19 protein-coding genes are annotated in these 19,986 nt (G+C 48.9%); 5 read left to right on the top strand and 14 right to left on the bottom strand.

The window, feature by feature from the left end:
• Positions 1-10 precede the first annotated feature (10 nt).
• From OGY33_RS20015 to OGY33_RS19980, 8 genes are all read right to left on the bottom strand, one after another.
• Positions 11-1,369 (bottom strand): MFS transporter, encoded by a 1,359-nt coding sequence (locus OGY33_RS20015; protein ID WP_191238593.1) that lies wholly within the window; start codon positions 1,367-1,369, stop codon positions 11-13.
• Positions 1,370-1,510: 141 nt separating this feature from the next.
• The gene (locus OGY33_RS20010; RefSeq protein WP_032943120.1) at positions 1,511-2,269 is read right to left on the bottom strand and encodes a DeoR/GlpR family DNA-binding transcription regulator; all 759 of its coding nucleotides are present in this window, start codon (positions 2,267-2,269) and stop codon (positions 1,511-1,513) included.
• A 136-nt stretch (positions 2,270-2,405) separates the two neighbouring features.
• Positions 2,406-3,389 carry an NADH-dependent methylglyoxal reductase gene (gene ydjG / locus OGY33_RS20005; RefSeq protein ID WP_032943118.1) on the bottom strand — a complete coding sequence of 328 codons (984 nt, stop codon included), beginning with the start codon at positions 3,387-3,389 and terminating at the stop codon, positions 2,406-2,408.
• Between the two features lie 9 nt (positions 3,390-3,398).
• On the bottom strand, positions 3,399-4,346 hold the full coding sequence (locus OGY33_RS20000) for a carbohydrate kinase family protein (protein WP_008784533.1): 948 nt from the start codon (positions 4,344-4,346) through the stop codon (positions 3,399-3,401).
• Positions 4,347-4,350: 4 nt separating this feature from the next.
• Positions 4,351-5,187 (bottom strand): ketose-bisphosphate aldolase, encoded by an 837-nt coding sequence (locus tag OGY33_RS19995; RefSeq protein ID WP_003832486.1) that lies wholly within the window; start codon positions 5,185-5,187, stop codon positions 4,351-4,353.
• Between the two features lie 24 nt (positions 5,188-5,211).
• The gene (locus OGY33_RS19990; RefSeq protein ID WP_149608243.1) at positions 5,212-6,255 is read right to left on the bottom strand and encodes an NAD(P)-dependent alcohol dehydrogenase; all 1,044 of its coding nucleotides are present in this window, start codon (positions 6,253-6,255) and stop codon (positions 5,212-5,214) included.
• 18 nt (positions 6,256-6,273) lie between these two features.
• Positions 6,274-7,653 carry an MFS transporter gene (locus OGY33_RS19985; RefSeq protein WP_191238594.1) on the bottom strand — a complete coding sequence of 460 codons (1,380 nt, stop codon included), beginning with the start codon at positions 7,651-7,653 and terminating at the stop codon, positions 6,274-6,276.
• A 27-nt stretch (positions 7,654-7,680) separates the two neighbouring features.
• Complete coding sequence (locus tag OGY33_RS19980) at positions 7,681-8,757, bottom strand: zinc-binding dehydrogenase (protein ID WP_048214366.1); 1,077 nt, start codon at positions 8,755-8,757, stop codon at positions 7,681-7,683.
• A 296-nt stretch (positions 8,758-9,053) separates the two neighbouring features.
• Between OGY33_RS19980 and chiD the strand changes: the two genes are divergently transcribed.
• Both chiD and yajD read left to right on the top strand, forming a co-directional pair.
• Positions 9,054-10,307 carry a chitinase ChiD gene (chiD, locus tag OGY33_RS19975; RefSeq protein WP_191238595.1) on the top strand — a complete coding sequence of 418 codons (1,254 nt, stop codon included), beginning with the start codon at positions 9,054-9,056 and terminating at the stop codon, positions 10,305-10,307.
• Positions 10,308-10,399: 92 nt separating this feature from the next.
• Positions 10,400-10,744 (top strand): HNH nuclease YajD, encoded by a 345-nt coding sequence (gene yajD / locus OGY33_RS19970; protein ID WP_191238596.1) that lies wholly within the window; start codon positions 10,400-10,402, stop codon positions 10,742-10,744.
• A gap of 44 nt (positions 10,745-10,788) precedes the next feature.
• Here yajD and OGY33_RS19965 read toward each other — a convergent pair whose 3' ends face one another.
• On the bottom strand, positions 10,789-11,064 hold the full coding sequence (locus OGY33_RS19965; RefSeq protein ID WP_003030693.1) for a YeaC family protein: 276 nt from the start codon (positions 11,062-11,064) through the stop codon (positions 10,789-10,791).
• 42 nt (positions 11,065-11,106) lie between these two features.
• Positions 11,107-11,520, bottom strand: coding sequence for a peptide-methionine (R)-S-oxide reductase MsrB (msrB, locus tag OGY33_RS19960; protein WP_003832475.1), 414 nt, complete (start codon positions 11,518-11,520; stop codon positions 11,107-11,109).
• A 341-nt stretch (positions 11,521-11,861) separates the two neighbouring features.
• On the opposite strand from msrB, the gene gapA reads away from it, so the two are divergent.
• Both gapA and OGY33_RS19950 read left to right on the top strand, forming a co-directional pair.
• The gene (gene gapA, locus OGY33_RS19955) at positions 11,862-12,857 is read left to right on the top strand and encodes a glyceraldehyde-3-phosphate dehydrogenase (protein WP_003030697.1); all 996 of its coding nucleotides are present in this window, start codon (positions 11,862-11,864) and stop codon (positions 12,855-12,857) included.
• Between the two features lie 72 nt (positions 12,858-12,929).
• The gene (locus OGY33_RS19950) at positions 12,930-13,814 is read left to right on the top strand and encodes a D-hexose-6-phosphate mutarotase (protein WP_191238597.1); all 885 of its coding nucleotides are present in this window, start codon (positions 12,930-12,932) and stop codon (positions 13,812-13,814) included.
• Between the two features lie 747 nt (positions 13,815-14,561).
• On the opposite strand, the gene OGY33_RS19945 is transcribed toward OGY33_RS19950, so the two are convergent.
• The 4 genes from OGY33_RS19945 to OGY33_RS19930 form a co-directional block, all read right to left on the bottom strand.
• The gene (locus tag OGY33_RS19945) at positions 14,562-15,416 is read right to left on the bottom strand and encodes an aldo/keto reductase (protein ID WP_048214369.1); all 855 of its coding nucleotides are present in this window, start codon (positions 15,414-15,416) and stop codon (positions 14,562-14,564) included.
• A 179-nt stretch (positions 15,417-15,595) separates the two neighbouring features.
• The gene (locus OGY33_RS19940; RefSeq protein WP_103014579.1) at positions 15,596-15,946 is read right to left on the bottom strand and encodes a hypothetical protein; all 351 of its coding nucleotides are present in this window, start codon (positions 15,944-15,946) and stop codon (positions 15,596-15,598) included.
• Positions 15,947-15,956: 10 nt separating this feature from the next.
• Positions 15,957-16,199, bottom strand: a complete 243-nt coding sequence (locus OGY33_RS19935) for a hypothetical protein (protein WP_149608242.1) — start codon at positions 16,197-16,199, stop codon at positions 15,957-15,959.
• A gap of 570 nt (positions 16,200-16,769) precedes the next feature.
• Entirely contained in the window at positions 16,770-17,516 is a 747-nt protein-coding gene (locus OGY33_RS19930; protein WP_149608241.1) for a MipA/OmpV family protein, read from the bottom strand.
• Positions 17,517-17,949: 433 nt separating this feature from the next.
• Between OGY33_RS19930 and yeaG the strand changes: the two genes are divergently transcribed.
• Complete coding sequence (gene yeaG, locus OGY33_RS19925) at positions 17,950-19,884, top strand: protein kinase YeaG (protein ID WP_003030707.1); 1,935 nt, start codon at positions 17,950-17,952, stop codon at positions 19,882-19,884.
• The last annotated feature ends 102 nt before the right edge of the window (positions 19,885-19,986 follow it).

Raw genomic sequence — 19,986 nt, 5'->3', positions numbered from 1 at the left:
GCGCGTTATCTCAGGCCAGCGCTGAAATCTCTTCCAGCGATACTTTGCGTGTTTCGATGCCAAAACAAAAAAGAATCAGCGCGCATAGCATCAACATTGCTCCTAGCACGATAAAGACCGTAACCGAGCCATAGCGGGTCAACAAAATAGCGACGCCATAAGGCGTAAACACAGCGACAATCCTCCCCACCGCATTCACAAAACCCGATCCTCTCAATCTAAGATGCGTGGGCCATAGTTCCGGGACATAAACTGCAGAGGCAAAGCAGACATACATATACAGAAAAAAAATCATCACCAGCCCGTAGCTCAGAATTGCCCACTCTTCAGTTTGAAGCGAATAGAAATACCCAAGCAAGGCAATAATAATCAACAAGAATGAGCCAAACAATCGCCGAGGAAAGCGATCGATAATTAACGCGGCAATAAATATCCCAACCGGCGCGCCAATCATAATTATCGCGGTCATAAATATGGATTTCGTTACATCGATTCCCGAATTAACAAATATCGTCGGGATCCATACCGTAATGGTATAGAGCGAAATATTCATTGCAATAAGCACCGTGATCGCCACCAGTGTACAGCGCAACATTGGCCCCTTAAACAAGAGCCAAAATGAACCACTTATCGTGCTTAATTCCGCCGACGAGCATTCGTTCCGGCAGGATGGTAAAGTGATGTTTTTTTCTTTCTCAATTTGCGATTCCACCTGCATAAGATGTTTTTCAGCTTCGCTTCTCTGCCCTTTGCCAGCCAGCCAACGCGGGGATTCAATATAGTATTTTCCCGACAGATACCAAGCCAACAGCATTGCCATGCCGCCGAGCAGAAACATCACCCGCCAGCTTAAAAGTGCAATAATCACGACGCCAATTGCCGCAGATAGCATTGGTGCCCAGTTGCCGACAAATGACAGACGGGCAGACCATTTCCCACGAACCGCGGGTGGAATGAATTCTGTAAATGAGGCATAGCCCACCATAATTAGCGCCCCCATTCCAATCCCCATCAGACAGCGGAAGAAAATAAGCCAGTACATGTTGGGCACAAACGTTGCAGCGCAGGCTGAGGCCCCGACGATTAACAAATTGACGCGGAACGCTTTGCGTCGACCGAGATAATCACCAATAAAGCCACCGGCTAGCGAACCGATAAAGTAACCGAACATCAGCGCTGAGGTAAACGCGGCATTGAGATAATTGTTTGACCAGCCTGTGCTGACTAGTTTTGCTAATACCACATTCCCGGAATAGCTGAGAAAACCAGTTATTAACAAACTAAAACTAATAATTCCAAAAATACGAAAATGAAATCGAGATAAAGGTAAGCGATCTAATCTTGCGCCGATAGGGTCACATTGTTCCATCTGGATGCCTCAAATTCAGCTAAATAGAAAGTATGGCGATCGCGGCAGAAAAATTTTTGCCGCGCCATCCATCATCATTAGATTCTTATGGCATTTACCAGGTGCAAACTTAAAATAATATCGACACAACCCTCGTTATAGCTAATAAACGAGTTGAATATTATTCTCTTTGCAAAATGCAATCCACTCTGCACCCGGTGCCTTATTGGTTATTAGGTAATTAATATGGCTAAAGTCCACGAGCTGAACGAAAGCTTTACGGTCAAACTTTGAGTGATCAACTAACAGGGCCACCTCAGTCGCCTGGCGGATCATGGTTTTTTTGATTTCCGCTTCCGCTTCATTAGAATCAAGCGCCCCACTCTGCATATCCAAACCTTTGCAGCTCATCACCATGATATCAACATGATAACGGCTGATAATCTCCTTGGTGATTCTTCCCTGCAGCGACAGCGTATTCTTATTCAACTCACCGCCGGTAGAAACCACGTTAATTTCTGACTGCGCCAACTCATGAAATGCTTCAGCCGAATTGGTAAGCAACGTCAGATCGTTTCTTTCCTTCAACAGCTTTAATAATTCCATCGCGGTACTGCTGGAGTCGGCAGCCATTGTGGTCTTATTTTTAATAAACGGTAATGCATTACGGGCAATAATCTGCTTTTCTTCGAAGAAAGATTTTGCACGCTTATAAAAATGAATATTGTCGGACAACGCGGTGGTATTGAGCACTGCACCGCCATATGTTCGGGTCAAAAAACCTTCATCTTCCAGTTTTTCAAGATCGCGGCGAATCGTTTCCTCAGTCACCTGAAAGATTGAACTTAAATTAGATACCGCCACTTTCTTATCGTTAGCCACCATTTGCTTAATGGCTTGAATCCTGTCTTTTGCCGCCACGATGACACCTCTGTTTCCTGCAAAGTAATAATAAGACCCTAGTATCTCACAGGCTATGTTTATTTTCAAAAGAACATGTCTGAATCACAGATTTCAATACTTTTTTACGCAGAAACAGAGGTCAATTCTATCCGACTTAATTTATATCCAACGCTTCCGCCATTCGCCTCATCAATAATGAATCATCATCTGTCAGGGGAATGGTTAACGCCTCGACGTTCTCGCGAACCTGTTCAGGTGCGGTTGCACCACTCAGTAAGGTGATCAAATCGCTTTGCTTTAAAATCCACGCCAGAGCTAATGCGGGGATTGTGCAGCGGTATTTTTCACACAGTGGCTGCCACTGCTCTAGCATATCAATCACCCGCAGCATATTTTCCCGCTGAAACCAAACCTTGTTAGCCCGTGCGCCGCCAGGAACATAATCTCGGGCGATAGTACCAGTCAACAACCCCTGCTCAAGCGGTGAATATACCTGCACGATGATGCCATTCTGCTGGCATAGCGGCAGCAGATCAGCTTCCAGCGCCCGGTCAAGAATGCTGTACTTGGCCTGGATGATATCCAGCTCACCGTGTTTGAGATACTCCCTTATATGCCCGGCATCGACGTTCGCCGCACCAATCGAACGGATTTTTCCCTCTTTTTTCAGTGTGTTCAGCGTGTCTACGGTTTCCGCAATCGGCGTAAAACAGGGTTCAACCGACTGCCAGTGGGTCATATAAATATCAATACTGTCGATACCCAATCTTTGCAGGCTGGCATCAACCTCCTCACGAATCGACTCAGGCGTGAGGTTTTTATACAGCTGGCGATCGCCCACTTTGTTAAACAGGCTGCCTGTTCGCTCCCAGACGATGCCGCATTTGGTTTCAACCACTACCTCGCTGCGCGGTAACTTTTTCAGCGCCTGACCGACTATCACTTCACTGTTGCCAAAGTTGTATCCTGGCGCGGTATCAATCAGATTAATACCGCAGCGATGCGCCTCAACAATGGTATCAATACAAATCTGCAAATCGAGATCGCCATTCCATGCCGGACCGCCGCCAATGGCCCATGTACCTAATCCCATGCGGGAAAGCGTAATATCCGTACTGCCTAAAGGAATCATTTTCATCTGCCGCTATTACCCTTCGTATTCGTCAAGAAGTTGTTCAACCAGCTTTCTGTTCTTCACACCCGTTGTCGCACCCACGCTCAGTACCGATATTGCCGCCGTTGCATTAGCAAACAGCGCGCAGTCGCGAAGCGGCTTACCTTCAAGCAGCGCGGAGATAAATCCTGAAGCAAAGTTATCCCCCGCGCCGATGGTGTCGATGGCGGTAATCCCCGACACGGCCGGGACTACCATTTTCATATCGACACGTTTGATAAAGCAGCCTCTTTTACCGGTCTTAATCACGACGGTTTTCACACCACAGTTCAGGAAACTGTCGGCAATCTCATCCAGCGTATCTTTCCCGGTGAGCAGTTTTGCCTCTTCAAAATTGGGAAACAGATAATCCACGTAGCTCAACGCTTCACGGATGTCGTCCAGCGTTTCGTTAAGCCGTGGTTTAATCATGTCGGCGCAGATAATTAATCCATGCACTTTGGCCTGAGTGAAAATATCCGTTAACGCCTGGCCATCAAGCAGCGGACTATTAAAAATACTCGCCAGCGACAGCAGCTTTGCCTGCGAGAATCGGTCAAAATCAACATCGTTTATATTCAGTTTCCATAAACTGCCGTTACGGTTAGTCACAAATGTGCGTTCACCATCAGCGGTGACTAAACCTACGTTAATGGAAGTATCAATATCAGCATCCTGCTTCAGGCTTTTAATATCAATATTCTCCCGATGGCAGTGGTCGACAATAAAATAACCGGCTGCATCATTACCTATCCGACTCATTAACGCCGTGCGATGGCCAAGGCGAGAAATAATCGTCGCCTCATTAATAGCGTCACCTCCCGTGGTCATTGCTATTCGTTCTAATGGATAAGAGTCAACATCAAAGATATTTTTACTCACTGGTTGCAAGGGAATATCAACAATTGCCGCCCCTATACAAATAACCTCGATATTATCCATATTGTCATTCCGCTTTACCGTCAGAGCCAAACAGTTTGATTTTCTCCAGCGCGCGCTCTTTTACCGCTTTGCGAACTTCACGCTCAACGTGCAGGAACGGCTGATTCTGGTTCTCCTGCACCGCCGCCATTGCCGCCTGGCACAGTTCGGTATGAATATTGATTTTCGAAATACCTAATGAAATGGCTTTTTTGATATCCGCATCGCTAATGCCGGACGCGCCGTGCAGCACCAGCGGAACGGATACCGCTTCGCGCACGCGTTTGACCACGTCGAAATTCAGTTTCGGCTCAGAAGTATAGACACCGTGCTGGTTACCAATCGCTACCGCCAGAGAATCGCAGCCGGTACGCTCGACAAATTCCGCCGCCTGGCTCGGGTCGGTATAGTGATAGCCCGCCAGCGCTTCTTCATAAACCGTTTCATTCCCCACGTGGCCCAGCTCCGCCTCAACCGGAATACCCAACGGATGGAAGAAGTCCACCGCCTCTTTAGTCAGGCGAATATTCTCTTCGAAATCAAAAGCGGAGGCATCGCGCATCAGTGAATTCATGCCGTGAGTCCAGGCGTTATGGATAATTTCCATACTGCGCCCGTGGTCCCAATGGGTAATAACCGGCACTGAGGCTTTTTTCGCCATCGAAACCATCATATGCGAAAAATCTTCAAACGATGTATTACCCACAAAGCCAGTGCCGAATGAAATAATTACCGGCGATTTAGACTCTTCCGCCGCATCCATCACCCCCATTAACATTTCCGCATTCCACACGTTAAAGTGGGCAATCGCATAATGTTTATTCTGGGCATCATTTTCCCAATATTTAATATCTGCCAGCATGGTTGTCTCTCCCTTTTCAATAAATTAATGGTTAACTTTAATAACACCTTTGATAATTTCGCATTTGTTGTTAACTGACTCATCAAACGCGCGCTGAACATCTTCATAATCATAAATATGCGTCACCATCGACTTGACATCGAAACGCCCGGAGGAAATGGCTTCAATAGTGACCGGATAGCGGTTGGCGTAGCGGAAAACGGTCTGAATGGAGACTTCACGGTTAATTTTGAGGAAATTAATCGCCGAATCACCGGGAACCGTCCCAACGATCATGATTTTCCCGCCGCGCATCACCAGGTACGGAGCCTGCTTAACGGTGATCGCCGAGCCGGCAGTTTCAAAAACAATGTCAGCTCCCATATCGCCGGAGAACTGCTGACAGCGGGCAACGGTGTCCTCTTTCGCTCCGTTGATCACCGTCGTCGCACCAAGCTGCTCGGCCATGGCCAGACGTTTTTCCAGAACATCAACAACGGCGATGTCGGTAGCCCCCAAACATTTACAGGCTTGCAGGGTCATTAAACCAATACAGCCCGCCCCCAGAATGACGATTTTCTTGCCCGGTTTAACGTCTGCCAGCATTGCGGCATGCATCCCTACCGCCGCAGGCTCTACCAGCGCGCCTTCCATGGTGTCCATGTTATCGGGCAGCTTGTAAGTGAAGCTCTCCGGATGGCACAGATAGTGGGTTAGCGCGCCGCGATAATTAGGCTGCGTGGCCATAAAGTCGACATCAGGACAGATGTTGTATTTGCCCTCCAGACAGTAGCGGCAGTGACCACACGGCACGCCGGGTTCAATGTTCACCCGATCGCCCGGTTTAAATTTACTGACGCGATTTCCTACCGCCACCACCGTACCGGCACATTCATGTCCGAGGCCAATTTCCTGGTTTGGGTCTTTTGGCGGAATAAAGGGACCTGATTCGAAACCGTGAACATCTGAACCGCAAATACCTACGTATTCAATTTTGATCAGTACTTCATGCTCTTTGGGTACCGGGATATCGGCGGCAATAATTTTCATCGTGCCCGGCGTTTTTAATATCGCTTTTGAATTTTTCATTTTATTTCCCCATCAATATTATTTGCTGGTAACTGCATCAATACCGAGACTTTCGACAGAGACGCCTTTGGTTTCAATTCCGATGGTAGCAATGGCGACAGCGACAATAATGGAGACCGCACCCAGCAGGACAAACACCCCCGTTACGCCATAACCGTTAAGCAACACCGCCACCGCATAAGGCGCGGCGATACCGCTGATACGCCCTACCGCATTCGCCAGACCAGAACCGCGAAGTTTTGCTTCGGTCGGCCATATTTCCGGGACATATACCGCAGAGGCATAACAAACATACATATAGACAAAGGTAATCAGGAAGAAGCCAATTAGCGTAATCAGCAGCATGCTGGTTTGCAGTGAATAGATATATCCCAGCACGGCGATTAATACTAATAAGCCCACCCCCATGGTCTTTCTGTGAATTTTATCCATCACCAGCATGGCGATAAAAATCCCAAACGGCGCACCGAACATGCTCATGGTATTTAAGACAATCGATTCTTTCAGGTTAATCCCCTGAGTCATAAATATGGTCGGCAGCCAGTTAATTAAGGTGTACTGCACAACGTTCATGGCAATCAGGACAAAGGAACCTAAAATAACGCGCTTCAGTAACACACCCGTTAATAAGGCCGAATAAGGAACCGTGCGCGGGGCTTTGCCGTCATCTTCAATTACCACAGGCGGCAGCGGCTTGCCGGTCTGCTGAACAACCCCTTCTTCAATGGCCCGCATCACCTTTTCAGCTTCGGCGTAGCGTCCGCGGGATTCCAGCCAGCGGGGCGACTCCGGGAAACTACGCCAGGCAATAACGGTCGCCACCAGCGACAGTATGGCCGGGATCAGCAACTGCACGCGCCAGTTCCATTCGGCGCTGATTAACGGCGTCAAACCCATCGCGATCAGCGAACAGAGCGGATAAGACCAGTTACCGATAAACGAGACCCGGCTTGACCAGGTGCCGCGATTCCTGCCGGGCATATATTCGGTGAACCCGGCAAACAGAGTCACCAGCAGCGCGCCTAATCCAACCCCCATGACAAAACGGCAGGCGATCAGGAAGGTCATATTCGGTGAGAATGCCCCAATGACCATGGCAATAATATGAATCGCTTCATACAGGATAAACGCATTTTTACGCCCGATTTTATCGCCTATGATTCCGCCGCCGAGCGCGCCGAGAAACATTCCCGCCGTCGTAATGGCGGAAAACGTGGCGGTGGTGGAATTATCGGTCCAGCCAAGTTCTTTTAACTGCGCGAGAATTAATCCGCCGACGGCATTACTCCAGCAGACCAGTAATCCAAAGGCGACCATGGCAAACATCGATGAGTGCCAGCGACAGTCAGGCAGCCTGTCCAGCCTGGCGCCGCAGTGCGGTTTCGCTATCTGTTCCATCCGGGAACCTTCCTTTAATAAATGGGATTATTCATCAAAGTCATAGGTCATGATGACCTTAATCGCGGTTTTATCGACCATGGCGTCAAACCCTTCGCGCCATTGCGACAAGCCGATACGGTGAGTAATCATCGGTTTAACTTTGATCGCGCCGCTGGCCAGCAGGCGTATAGCGTTGCGCCAGGATGTGGAATCGTAGGCCATATGGCCAATGATGCTTTTATTCCACGCGGTGATGTCGTTGATGGAGAAATCGAGAGGTTTAAAGCCCATACCGACGCGAACGACTTCACCATTCGGGCGCAGCATTTCGATTGATTGTTTAAGGGCGATATTGGCACCAGAGCATTCGATGACCAGCCCCAGATTGTCTTTACCGCAGATTTCCTGGCAGCGTGCAACCACATCTTCGGTCGAACCGTTAACGACAGCTGTCGCGCCCAGCTCTTTGGCGATCGGGAAGCGTACGGCAACATCCTCTTCCAGCCCGACCATCACAATATTAACGGCCCCCATAATGCGCGCCATTTGAACAGAAAAGAGTCCTAACGGACCGGTACCAAAGACCACCACATCCTGGCCTGGAAGAAATTTGGATTGCTGAGCGATAGATTTGTAGGCATTGCAGATAGGATCCAGTACAGCCGCCTCTTCATAATCTACCCCTGCCGGGATTTCCCACAGAGCATGGCGGTGAATTTTGAGGATTTCCCCAGGGACCAGACAATATTTAGAAAACCCACCGCCCCAAGTATTGTTGTCCAGACCTAAATTCACCTTTTCTGTACAACAAAGAAAATCGCCCTGTTCACAGGCCGGACAAACGCCGCATACGTGCCCGCTGTTGTCAGACACAACTCGCTGTCCCACCTTCCAGTCCTTAACCTTGTCGCCAACCTGCACAATTTGACCCGCAAATTCATGACCACGAATCGAATTAAACTGCTCGGATCCACTGTCGACATTGTAGTGTTTCATGTCAGCGCCGCAGATAGCAGCAGCCTTAATTTCAATCACAACGTCATCCGGACCACATACCGGTTCCGGAACATCAATCATCTTGTAGCCGCCAAAGGCCTTGCCAAATCTCGCCAGTGCTTTCATGGAATTTTCCTTTGTGTTTAGTTTTGCATCAGTGACCATCATACTTATCCATATAATTTTTGAGGTCAACACCAAATCTTTAAAACACAGATTTTGATCTGTATTTCACAACCAAGATCACAAATAAATGCAAAGATGAACTGAAACCCAAGTGAACGTGGCTGCCGCTTCACTAAAATGGCGTGAACCCCTTCGCATTTTTCCTGTTATGAAACTGTTAACCTGCGGGTGCTGTTTTTTTCGCCACGCCATTTCCGTGGCGTGTTTGCTTGTTTAAATGTCAAAGAGGAACACCGATGAAACTATTACCTTTGTTGGCAGCATTACCCCTGCTCTGCGCCAGCGTTGTTTCCGCCAGTTCACTGATGTCAGTTGGCTACTTTAATGGTGGCGGCGACGTCACTGCCGGTCCCGGTGGCGACATCAATAAACTGGATGTTCGCCAGATAACCCATCTCAACTATTCGTTTGGCCTTGTCTACAACAACGAAAAAGACGAGACCAATGACGCCTTAAAAGACGCCAGCAAACTGCATCAGATTTGGCTTTCACAGAAAGTGCAGGATGATTTGCTGAAAATTCCACAGCTGCGTAAACAAAATCCAAACCTGAAAGTTTTGCTTTCCGTCGGCGGTTGGGGAGCGCGTGGATTCTCTGGCGCGGCAGCAACGAAGGAAACACGCGCAGTGTTTATTCAATCTGCACAGGAGATAATTGCGAAATATGGTCTGGATGGCATCGACCTCGACTGGGAATATCCAGTTAACGGTGCCTGGGGACTGGTCGAAAGCCAACCGACTGACCGCGCTAACTTCACCGCGCTGCTAACAGAACTGCGCGCCGCATTGGGGCATAAAAAACTGCTGACCATCGCCGTGGGCGCAAATGCAGAAAGTCCGAAAAGCTGGGTGGATGTAAAAGCCATTGCACCATCGCTCGACTACATCAACCTGATGACCTACGACATGGCTTACGGCACCCAGTATTTCAACTCGAACCTGTATGATTCGACGCAATGGCCAACGGTCGCCGCGGCGGATAAGTACAGCGCCGATTTTGTGGTCAATAACTATCTCGCCGCCGGTCTGAAACCGAGTCAAATGAATCTGGGCATTGGCTTTTATGGACGCGTACCAAAACGCGCCGTTGAGCCAGGTATTGACTGGAGCAAACCTGACGCGCAGAAAAACCCGGCTACCCAGCCCTATTTCGAGTCAGCTCAAATTGAGTTGTTCAAATCACTGGGCGTCGACCTGAGCAAAGACACCTACGTGAAGTACAACGATATCGTGGCGAAGTTGATCAACGATCCGCAAAAACGCTTTAGCCAACATTGGGATGATGAAGCGAAAGTGCCGTGGCTGTCGGTACAGTCTGCGGATGGAAAAAAAATCTTTGCCCTCTCCTATGAAAACCCGCGTTCGGTGGCTATCAAGGCCGACTATATCAAGAGCAAGGGGCTGGGAGGCGCGATGTTCTGGGAGTATGGCGCGGATGACAATAATCAGTTGGCGAAGCAGTTAGCCGATTCGTTAGGCATCAAACACTGATCCCAACGCCTGACACAATAGGTTATGATTAGCGCATTCTGCTGCGCCAGCTTTTGGCGCAGCTCTTCATTTCTACTGGAGGCATGAGCTTTATGGCTTTTATCCCTAAAAATTACTCCCGTCTGGAAGTCGGTTACCGGGAAAAGGCGCTTAAACTCTTTCCCTGGGTCTGCGGACGCTGTTCCCGTGAGTTCGTGTATTCAAATTTGCGCGAGTTGACGGTACACCATATCGATCACGATCACTCGAATAACCCGGAAGATGGTAGCAACTGGGAAATGTTGTGCCTGTACTGCCACGATCACGAGCATTCCAAATATACGGAAGCGGACCAGTATGGTTCAACGGTGGTTGCAGGAGAAGATGCGCAAAAGGCCGTAGGCGAAGCGAAATACAACCCGTTCGCCGATCTGAAGGCGATGATGAACAAGAAATAACATCAACTGCAGGCCCGACACAGATGTTTGCCGGGCCTGGGTAATCAGGATTTAAACGTCGCAATCGGTTCTGGTGTAATACCAAACTCAACCTTCAACTGCTGCTTGCTCTTCATCACCATCTCACCGTTGGTATCAATCGTCATATGCTGCGCGTCAATATTGTTTCGCGCCTGCCATAACATCACCAGCTGTAAGCTATTCTCTTTTTGTTCTGCCGTTAGCGCTACGCCATCCGGCCATTTTCCGAGTTCAACGGCAGTCGATAAGCGCTGATAAACTTCCGGCGTCATGCTGTTGATCATCTCATCAAGATTCATGTTAAATCCACTCTCCGTAGAATAATTTGCTGAATCGTTTCTTCAACCCTTGGTTTGCTCACCGTTTTCACCATCGGTGAAGTTCAAAGACGCTGAGTTAACGCAGTACCGTTCACCGGTAGGTTTCGGACCATCCGGGAAGACGTGTCCCAGGTGTGCATCACAGTTTCCGCAGCGGATTTCAATGCGCTGCATGCCGTGTGACGTATCTTTTATGTAACGGATAGCCTCATCGCTGACAGGCTCGTAAAAGCTGGGCCAGCCGCAGCCAGAGTCATATTTTGTCTCGGAACGAAATAGCGGATTGTCGCAGATCAAACAGTGGTAGATGCCGTCACGTTTGTTATGTAGCAAACGTCCGGTAAATGGCGGTTCTGTCCCGTGATTCTGCGTTACGTAGAACTGCATTTCGGTTAAATTTTTTTTCAGTTCTTCTGGAGAAGGTTGATTAGCCATTTGCTCACATCTCGCTTTATCTAAACTCACATCGCGAGACAGATTCTAACAAAACATTAACACCGGAGTGCGAACTTTTGTTCTAAACTTGATCCTTGCGAAATGGCAGCCTGCAATTCGTGATCAGAATCACGTTTTTATCTTGATTGCCCTTTAAAATTCGGGCCGCCGACCCCATGTGGTTTCAAGCCCAAAGGAAGAGTGAGGCGAGTCAGTTGCGCAAAGCTTAGGCAGCAGATTGATTTGTCGCAATGATTGACACGATTCCGCTTGACGCTGCGTAAGGTTTTTGTAATTTTACAGGCAACCTTTTATTCACTAACAAATAGCTGGTGGAATATATGACTATCAAAGTAGGTATCAACGGTTTTGGCCGTATCGGTCGCATTGTTTTCCGTGCTGCTCAAGAACGCTCTGACATCGAGATCGTTGCAATCAACGACCTGTTAGACGCTGACTACATGGCTTACATGCTGAAATATGACTCCACTCACGGCCGTTTCAACGGTACCGTTGAAGTGAAAGACGGTCATCTGATCGTAAACGGTAAAAAAATCCGTGTTACCGCTGAACGTGATCCGGCTAACCTGAAATGGGACGAAGTTGGTGTTGACGTAGTAGCTGAAGCTACTGGCCTGTTCCTGACAGATGAAACCGCTCGTAAGCACATCACTGCTGGCGCGAAAAAAGTGGTTCTGACTGGTCCGTCCAAAGATAACACTCCGATGTTTGTTAAAGGCGCTAACTTTGACAAATACGAAGGTCAGGACATCGTTTCTAACGCTTCCTGCACCACTAACTGCCTGGCTCCGCTGGCTAAAGTTATCAACGACAACTTCGGCATCATCGAAGGTCTGATGACTACTGTTCACGCGACCACCGCTACTCAGAAAACCGTTGATGGCCCGTCTCACAAAGACTGGCGCGGCGGCCGCGGCGCATCCCAGAACATCATCCCGTCCTCTACCGGTGCAGCTAAAGCAGTAGGTAAAGTACTGCCAGAACTGAACGGCAAACTGACTGGTATGGCGTTCCGCGTTCCTACCCCGAACGTATCCGTTGTTGACCTGACTGTTCGTCTGGAAAAAGCTGCTTCTTACGAAGAAATTAAGAAAGCAATCAAAGCTGCTTCCGAAGGCCCGATGAAAGGCGTTCTGGGTTACACCGAAGACGACGTAGTATCTACCGATTTCAACGGTGAAGTTTGCACTTCCGTGTTCGATGCTAAAGCAGGTATCGCACTGAACGACAACTTCGTGAAACTGGTATCCTGGTACGACAACGAAACCGGCTACTCCAACAAAGTTCTGGACCTGATTGCTCACATCTCCAAATAAGTTGAGATGAAACAGTAATCTGTAAGAGCGACTCAGGTCGCTCTTTTTTTTGCCTGAAGAAAGGATTGCGTAATGATTAATAAAATTTTTGCACTTCCGGTAATCGAACAAATTACCCCTGTCCTCTCCCGCCGTCAGCTTGATGAGCTTGAGGTTCTTGTTGTCGATCACCCACAGGTTAAAGCTTCTTTCGCGCTGCAGGGCGCACATCTTCTTTCCTGGAAACCAAATGGTGAAGAGGAAGTCCTGTGGTTAAGTAATAATACCCCGTTTAAAACCGGCGTAGCGCTGCGTGGCGGCGTACCAATTTGCTGGCCGTGGTTTGGTCCGGCTGCTAAGGAGGGCCTGCCCTCGCATGGTTTTGCCCGCAACCTGCCATGGACGCTGAAAGCGTACAACGAAGACGACAATGGCGTGGTGCTGACGTTTGAACTGCAGAGCAACGCTGAAACGCGTCAGCTTTGGCCGCACGAGTTCTGTCTGCTGTCTCGCTTCAAAGTGGGAGCCACCTGTGAAATGGAGCTGGAAGCTCATGGTGAGTTTGAAACCACCTCGGCACTGCATACCTATTTCAACATTGGTGACATTGCGGCAGTGAAAGTCAGTGGTCTTGGCGATCGCCTGATCGATAAAGTGAATGATGCTAAAGAAGATGTGCTGGCTGATGGTATCCAGACCTTCCCGGACCGCACCGATCGTGTCTATCTGAATCCGGAAGCGTGCAGCGTGATTCATGATGATGCGTTGAATCGCAATATAGATGTTGTCCACCACCACCATCTGAATGTCGTGGGCTGGAACCCTGGCCCGGCGCTGTCCGTCAGCATGGGCGACATGCCGGATGATGGCTACAAAACGTTTGTTTGTGTAGAAACGGCTTACGCGACCGCTCCGCAGAAAACCACCGAAGAAAAACCATCCCGCCTCGCGCAGACTATTCGTGTAGCTAAACGCTAACACAGCTCTGCGCACCATGCCGGATGCGGCTAACGCCTTATCCGGCCTACAAACTACACGCAGCCGCAGGTCTGATAAGCACAGCGCCATCAGGCAGTTCCACGCACCATGCCGGATGCGGCTAATGCCTTATCCGGCCTACAAACTACATACAGCCGCAGGCCTGATAAGCACAGCGCCATCAGGCAGTTCCGCGCACCATGCCGGATGCGGCTGACGCCTTATCCGGCCTACAAGCTACACGCAGCCGCAGGCCTGATAAGCTCAGCGCATCAGGCAGTTCCGCGCACCGAGCCTGGATGCGGCCAACGCCTTATCCGGCCTACAAACTACATACAGCCGCAGGCCTGATAAGCACAGCGCCATCAGGCAGTTCCGCGCACCGTGCCGGATGCGGCTGACGCCTTATCCGGCCTACAAACTACATACAGCCGTAGGTCTGATAAGCGCTGCGCCATCAGGCAGTTCCGCGCACCATGCCGGATGCAGCTGACGCCTTATCCGGCCTACAAACTACATACAGCCGCAGGCCTGATAAGCACAGCGCATCAGGCAGTTCCACGCACCATGCCGGATGCGGCTAACGCCTTATCCGGCCGACAAACTACATACAGCCGTAGGCCTGATAAGCACAGCGCATCAGGCAGTTCCGCGCACCATGCCGGATGCGGCTGACGCCTTATCCGGCCTACAAACTACATACAGCCGTAGGTCTGATAAGCTGCGGGAACATCGGCATTTGGCAAATCAGGCCATATCCAGCGCGGTTTTACCTTTTGGCGCCGGATACGCCTTATCTAACTGCTTCAACTCATCTACAGAGAGCGTTATCTCCAGCGCGGCGGCATTTTGTTCGACATGCGCTACGCTTGCGGCTTTCGGAATGGCTATTACACCCGACTGATGAATCACCCATGCCAGCAAAATCTGCGCAGCGCTAACATTGTGCGCGTGCGCGATGTCATTCACCACAGAGTTAGAAAGCAAATCGCCACGCAGTCGTCCCGCCTGGGCCAGCGGACTGTATGCCATGACCGGCATCTGCTGCTGCTGGCACCACGGCAGTAAATCATATTCAATACCGCGCGAGGCTAAATGATAAAGCACCTGGTTAGTCGCACACTCTCGTCCACCGGGTACCTGCCATAACGCCTGCATATCATCATAATCGAGATTTGAGACGCCCCAACGGCGGATTTTCCCCTGCGCAATCAGTGTTTCCATGGCATCGATGGTCTCTGCAAATGAAAAATCGCCCATCCAGTGCAGCAAATAGAGATCCAGATAATCAGTTTTCAGTCGACGCAGGCTCGCTTCGCAGGCGGCAATGGCGTTCTGTCCACCAGCATTCCATGGGTAAACTTTCGAGACTAAAAAAGCGCTATCACGCCGTCCCGTTAATGCTTCACCCACCACCTCTTCCGCTGCACCATCAGCGTACATTTCTGCGGTATCAATCAATCGCAGGCCGAGATCCAGTCCGGCCTGCAGCGCAGACACTTCATCCCGGCGTCGGCTTGGATCCTCGCCCATGTACCATGTTCCCTGCCCAATAGCAGGAAGCGATACCTGGTTTGTAAACGTCACCTGTTTCGCTGTCATCGCACCCTCCTGTGTTAATGCACCACAGTAAAGCAAAACAACGTGCATGTGTCCTGTTAGGGTGCACAAATTGCACCATTATGGATTGGAAACCAATCGTTAAGGCGAGCGAAATAAAAAGCCCGGGAACAGCAGATGTTCCCGCGCCGAAAAAATATAAAATCTTATCTACGAAGTGGTTATTTCAACCGACCTAAATATTTTCCCTCTTTCATAGCGTTGATTTTTCCGTTTTTATAGACGATAACGGAAATCAAACCTGCGCTATAAGACTGAGCTTCTGCACTATTCTCATCATTTGCCGCAGGCTTGCCATTAATATAAGCAATGCCATCAGCACCACGTTTAAAGTCCACGCCCAGTTTATTCACATGCACGGGTGTGGTTTTGCTGGCGTGCACCGGGGCATTAGCATCGCTGACCTGAGTTTTGTGTTCATGCTGTAATTGCTGACGATATGCTTCGCTGATAGCATAAGCAGGCGCAGCAGATGAAGCCACCAGCGCAGCGATAATAATCAATTTCTTCATGAGTTAAACCTTAGTATTTATCGTGTTTGTGGTGATGGTCGGAATGGGTGCCATCAGAGCTATACAGATTTTGCGCGTTTTCCAGGGCCTGTTTTTCAGCCGCGGCATTGATTGTCGCCTGACGGTTTTGTTCGGCGATGTAGCAGGCATCGCGGCTGAACCCTTTACTTTCGCATGCACTCATGCGTGAAGCCTCGCTGGTGCATCCAGCCAGGATCCCGCCCATCACAGTTATCATGATTAACTTTTTCATTATTTATACCAGGTTTTACTCAAGATATCCCCATGGCATATTTAAGGCCTTACCACGAGAGTTGCTATCACTACTTTTAAAGTTTAATGAATATCGGCAATAGGATATTTAATGTCAATTTTAATTTTTTCAGACAAATACCTAAAGGATGTAAAATAAAAACAAATAATTAATTTTTATTTTTTCACCTGAAAGTTAACATTCAAAATAAGCCAAAATAGTTATCAGTTATCTTTACGCCACTTGAGAATAAATAGCTCGCGCATCGTGACACAATAAAATACAGTATTATCAATAAATTATGACCCCAGAAAACGACAGCCCAGAACAATAAATCATTAAGGCATGGCGATATTACCTCATGCAAAAAAGAATAGATACCAGGCTAGTAAAATGAGAGGTTTATTTTTAGTAACAGCGACAGGAATAATACGTTAAAAATTCGTTGTAGCCTGACAGAATGTCAAATCAGCACAAAAGATGAAATCTCATGTTTTAGATCAATATTCATATCGGTAGCGCACAAAAAAGCCCGCATGTCTGCGGGCTTGTGTTCAACACTGAATGTCATCAGAACTTGTAGGTCACACCCACTGAGAAGATGCCAGACCAGGACTTATCGACCATCGGACTGTCCTTCACTTCATCACTCAAGCGCACATAACGGCCAGTTCCGTATACGTTCCAGTTTCCAATGAAGTTATAGCTCGCGGTCAACTCCAGGTACGGATCCCATCCATCGTCAGCGTTGTAGCTTTTCAGACCACTGCGGCGAGACTCGTGATTGGACACGCCATAATAATAGTCGTTGTAGTTTTCGCTGCTGTACTGCACACCGATACCCGGTGTCAGAGTCAGCCCACCATTGGTGTAACGGTAGAGCCAGGCCAGATCCCAGATAAAGCCGTTGCTGTTATCCAGAGTATCACCCGCCAGTGCAGTACGCAGGAAACCATACTGGGTGTTATGTACATACGAGAGGCCAGCCATCAAGCTGCTTTTACGCTTGTCGAGTTGGCGCAAAGCATGGCTATCGCTATCACCCGGCTTGAAGTGTGTCGGATCATAGTACGCCATGATGGAAAGCTTATCTGCCGTGTCATTCCACAGATAGTAGCCGCCACCCAAGCCGTGGAACCAGACATTATCGCCTTCATAGGTGACAACCGGAACAGGGTAAACATCGCGGTCATACTGTTTGTATGGGCTGTTAATCACGCCGACACCCGCGCCAACAGTCCACTGGCTTTCAGCCTGTGCGGTGCTAACTGCGGTTGCGGCAAGGATGCCAAGTGCCAGAAGTTTGAGTTTGGTCACAATCCATAATTCCTTATTCAAATGTGTAGCGGTCAAAGTGTAACCGCCAATACGCTTCAGCCCAACTATTTTACGTATTCGCCCCAGAATGTAACCCCCTAATTTCTCAGCGAGTGATGACATTTTGCTTGCAGGACGATGAACACCGCATGAATCCCGCTCCAATTCTTTACATAAGATGTGCTTTTTTTGCTGATGAGTTATTGATATGCCATTGAAATTCATTTGCGCACACAGGCAAGTTTTGCAAATGCCATCTACGCTTAATTTTAGAAGGTGTATCACCGAATACGTTGATCTCCTGACCACTAAAATGGCATGAGAGTTGCTTATTTCTTCAGCAGAAACGTCGTTCAGTTTACCTCTTCAGGGGCCTCTACTATTCATATGAACGGCTCTTAACATGTGCTAAAAAACGAAAGGACGGCATACCATGAATATATTCGATCACTATCGCCAGCGTTATGAAGCTGCCAAGGACGAAGAGTTCACGCTGCAGGAGTTTCTTACCACTTGTCGGCAAGATCGCAGTGCTTATGCCAACGCGGCAGAGCGGCTATTAATGGCTATTGGTGAGCCTGTCATGGTCGACACTGCCCACGAACCTCGACTATCTCGACTCTTTTCGAATCGGGTAATTGCACGCTATCCCGCCTTTGAAGAGTTTTACGGCATGGAAGACGCCATTGAGCAAATTGTTTCTTATTTGAAACATGCGGCTCAGGGTCTGGAAGAGAAGAAGCAGATTCTGTATCTGCTGGGGCCTGTGGGAGGGGGGAAATCATCTCTTGCTGAGCGGCTGAAGTCGCTGATGCAGAGAGTACCGATTTATGTCCTGAGTGCCAATGGCGAACGTAGCCCGGTCAACGATCATCCGTTATGCCTGTTTAATCCGCAGGAAGACGCGCAGATCCTGGAAAAAGAGTATGGGATCCCGCGTCGCTATCTCGGTACGATCATGTCGCCCTGGGCTGCGAAACGTCTGCACGATTTTGGCGGGGACATTACAAAATTCCGCGTCGTCAAAGTCTGGCCGTCTATTCTGGAGCAGATCGCAATCGCCAAAACGGAGCCTGGTGATGAAAACAACCAGGATATTTCTGCGCTGGTCGGGAAAGTGGATATTCGTAAACTCGAACACCACGCCCAGAACGATCCTGATGCCTACGGTTATTCGGGGGCACTGTGCCGCTCAAACCAGGGGATTATGGAATTCGTTGAGATGTTTAAAGCACCGATTAAAGTGCTGCATCCTCTGCTGACCGCCACCCAGGAAGGAAACTACAACGGGACAGAAGGTATCTCTGCCCTGCCGTTTAACGGGATTATTCTTGCCCACTCGAACGAGTCCGAATGGGTAACGTTCCGTAATAACAAAAATAATGAGGCGTTCCTTGACCGTGTTTACATCGTCAAAGTGCCTTATTGCCTGCGTATCTCTGAAGAGATCAAAATTTACGAAAAACTGCTTAACCACAGTGAGCTGACCCATGCGCCTTGCGCACCGGGCACGCTGGAAACGCTCTCTCGTTTCACTATTCTTTCTCGCCTGAAAGAACCTGAGAACTCGAGCATTTACTCGAAGATGCGCGTTTACGATGGCGAAAGCCTGAAAGATACCGATCCGAAAGCGAAATCCTATCAGGAGTATCGGGATTACGCCGGGGTTGATGAGGGAATGAACGGTCTGTCCACGCGTTTCGCGTTTAAGATCCTCTCTCGCGTCTTTAACTTTGACCATGCCGAAGTAGCTGCTAACCCGGTACATCTGTTTTACGTACTGGAGCAGCAAATCGAACGTGAACAGTTCCCGCAGGAGCAAGCTGAGCGTTATCTTGAGTTCCTGAAAGGCTATTTGATCCCGAAATATGCTGAATTCATCGGCAAAGAGATCCAGACGGCTTATCTCGAATCCTATTCCGAATACGGACAGAACATTTTCGACCGTTATGTCACTTATGCGGATTTCTGGATTCAGGATCAGGAGTATCGCGACCCGGATACCGGTCAGCTGTTTGACCGCGAGTCACTGAACTCAGAACTGGAGAAAATTGAGAAGCCGGCGGGTATCAGTAACCCGAAAGATTTCCGTAACGAAATCGTCAACTTTGTTCTGCGTGCCAGAGCGAATAACAGCGGTCGCAATCCAAACTGGACCAGTTACGAAAAACTGCGCACGGTTATTGAGAAGAAAATGTTCTCCAATACCGAGGAGTTGCTGCCGGTCATTTCGTTCAATGCTAAAACCTCGACTGACGAGCAGAAAAAACACGACGATTTTGTCGACCGTATGATGGAAAAAGGCTACACGCGTAAACAGGTGCGTTTACTGTGCGAATGGTATTTGCGCGTACGTAAATCGTCTTAACATAAGTGCCCGGTAGCGCATGCGCTTACCGGGCTTGCAAAACAATGTTCCGTAGGCCGGATAGCGCCAGCGCCATCCGGCACTTACAGACATGGCGAACAG

Source organism: Citrobacter sp. Cpo032 (assembly GCF_030332975.1).
GTDB classification, from domain to species: Bacteria; Pseudomonadota; Gammaproteobacteria; order Enterobacterales; family Enterobacteriaceae; genus Citrobacter; species Citrobacter portucalensis.
The sequence above is the reverse complement of the archived record's forward strand: the minus strand, read 5'-3'. Positions and strand labels throughout refer to the sequence as shown.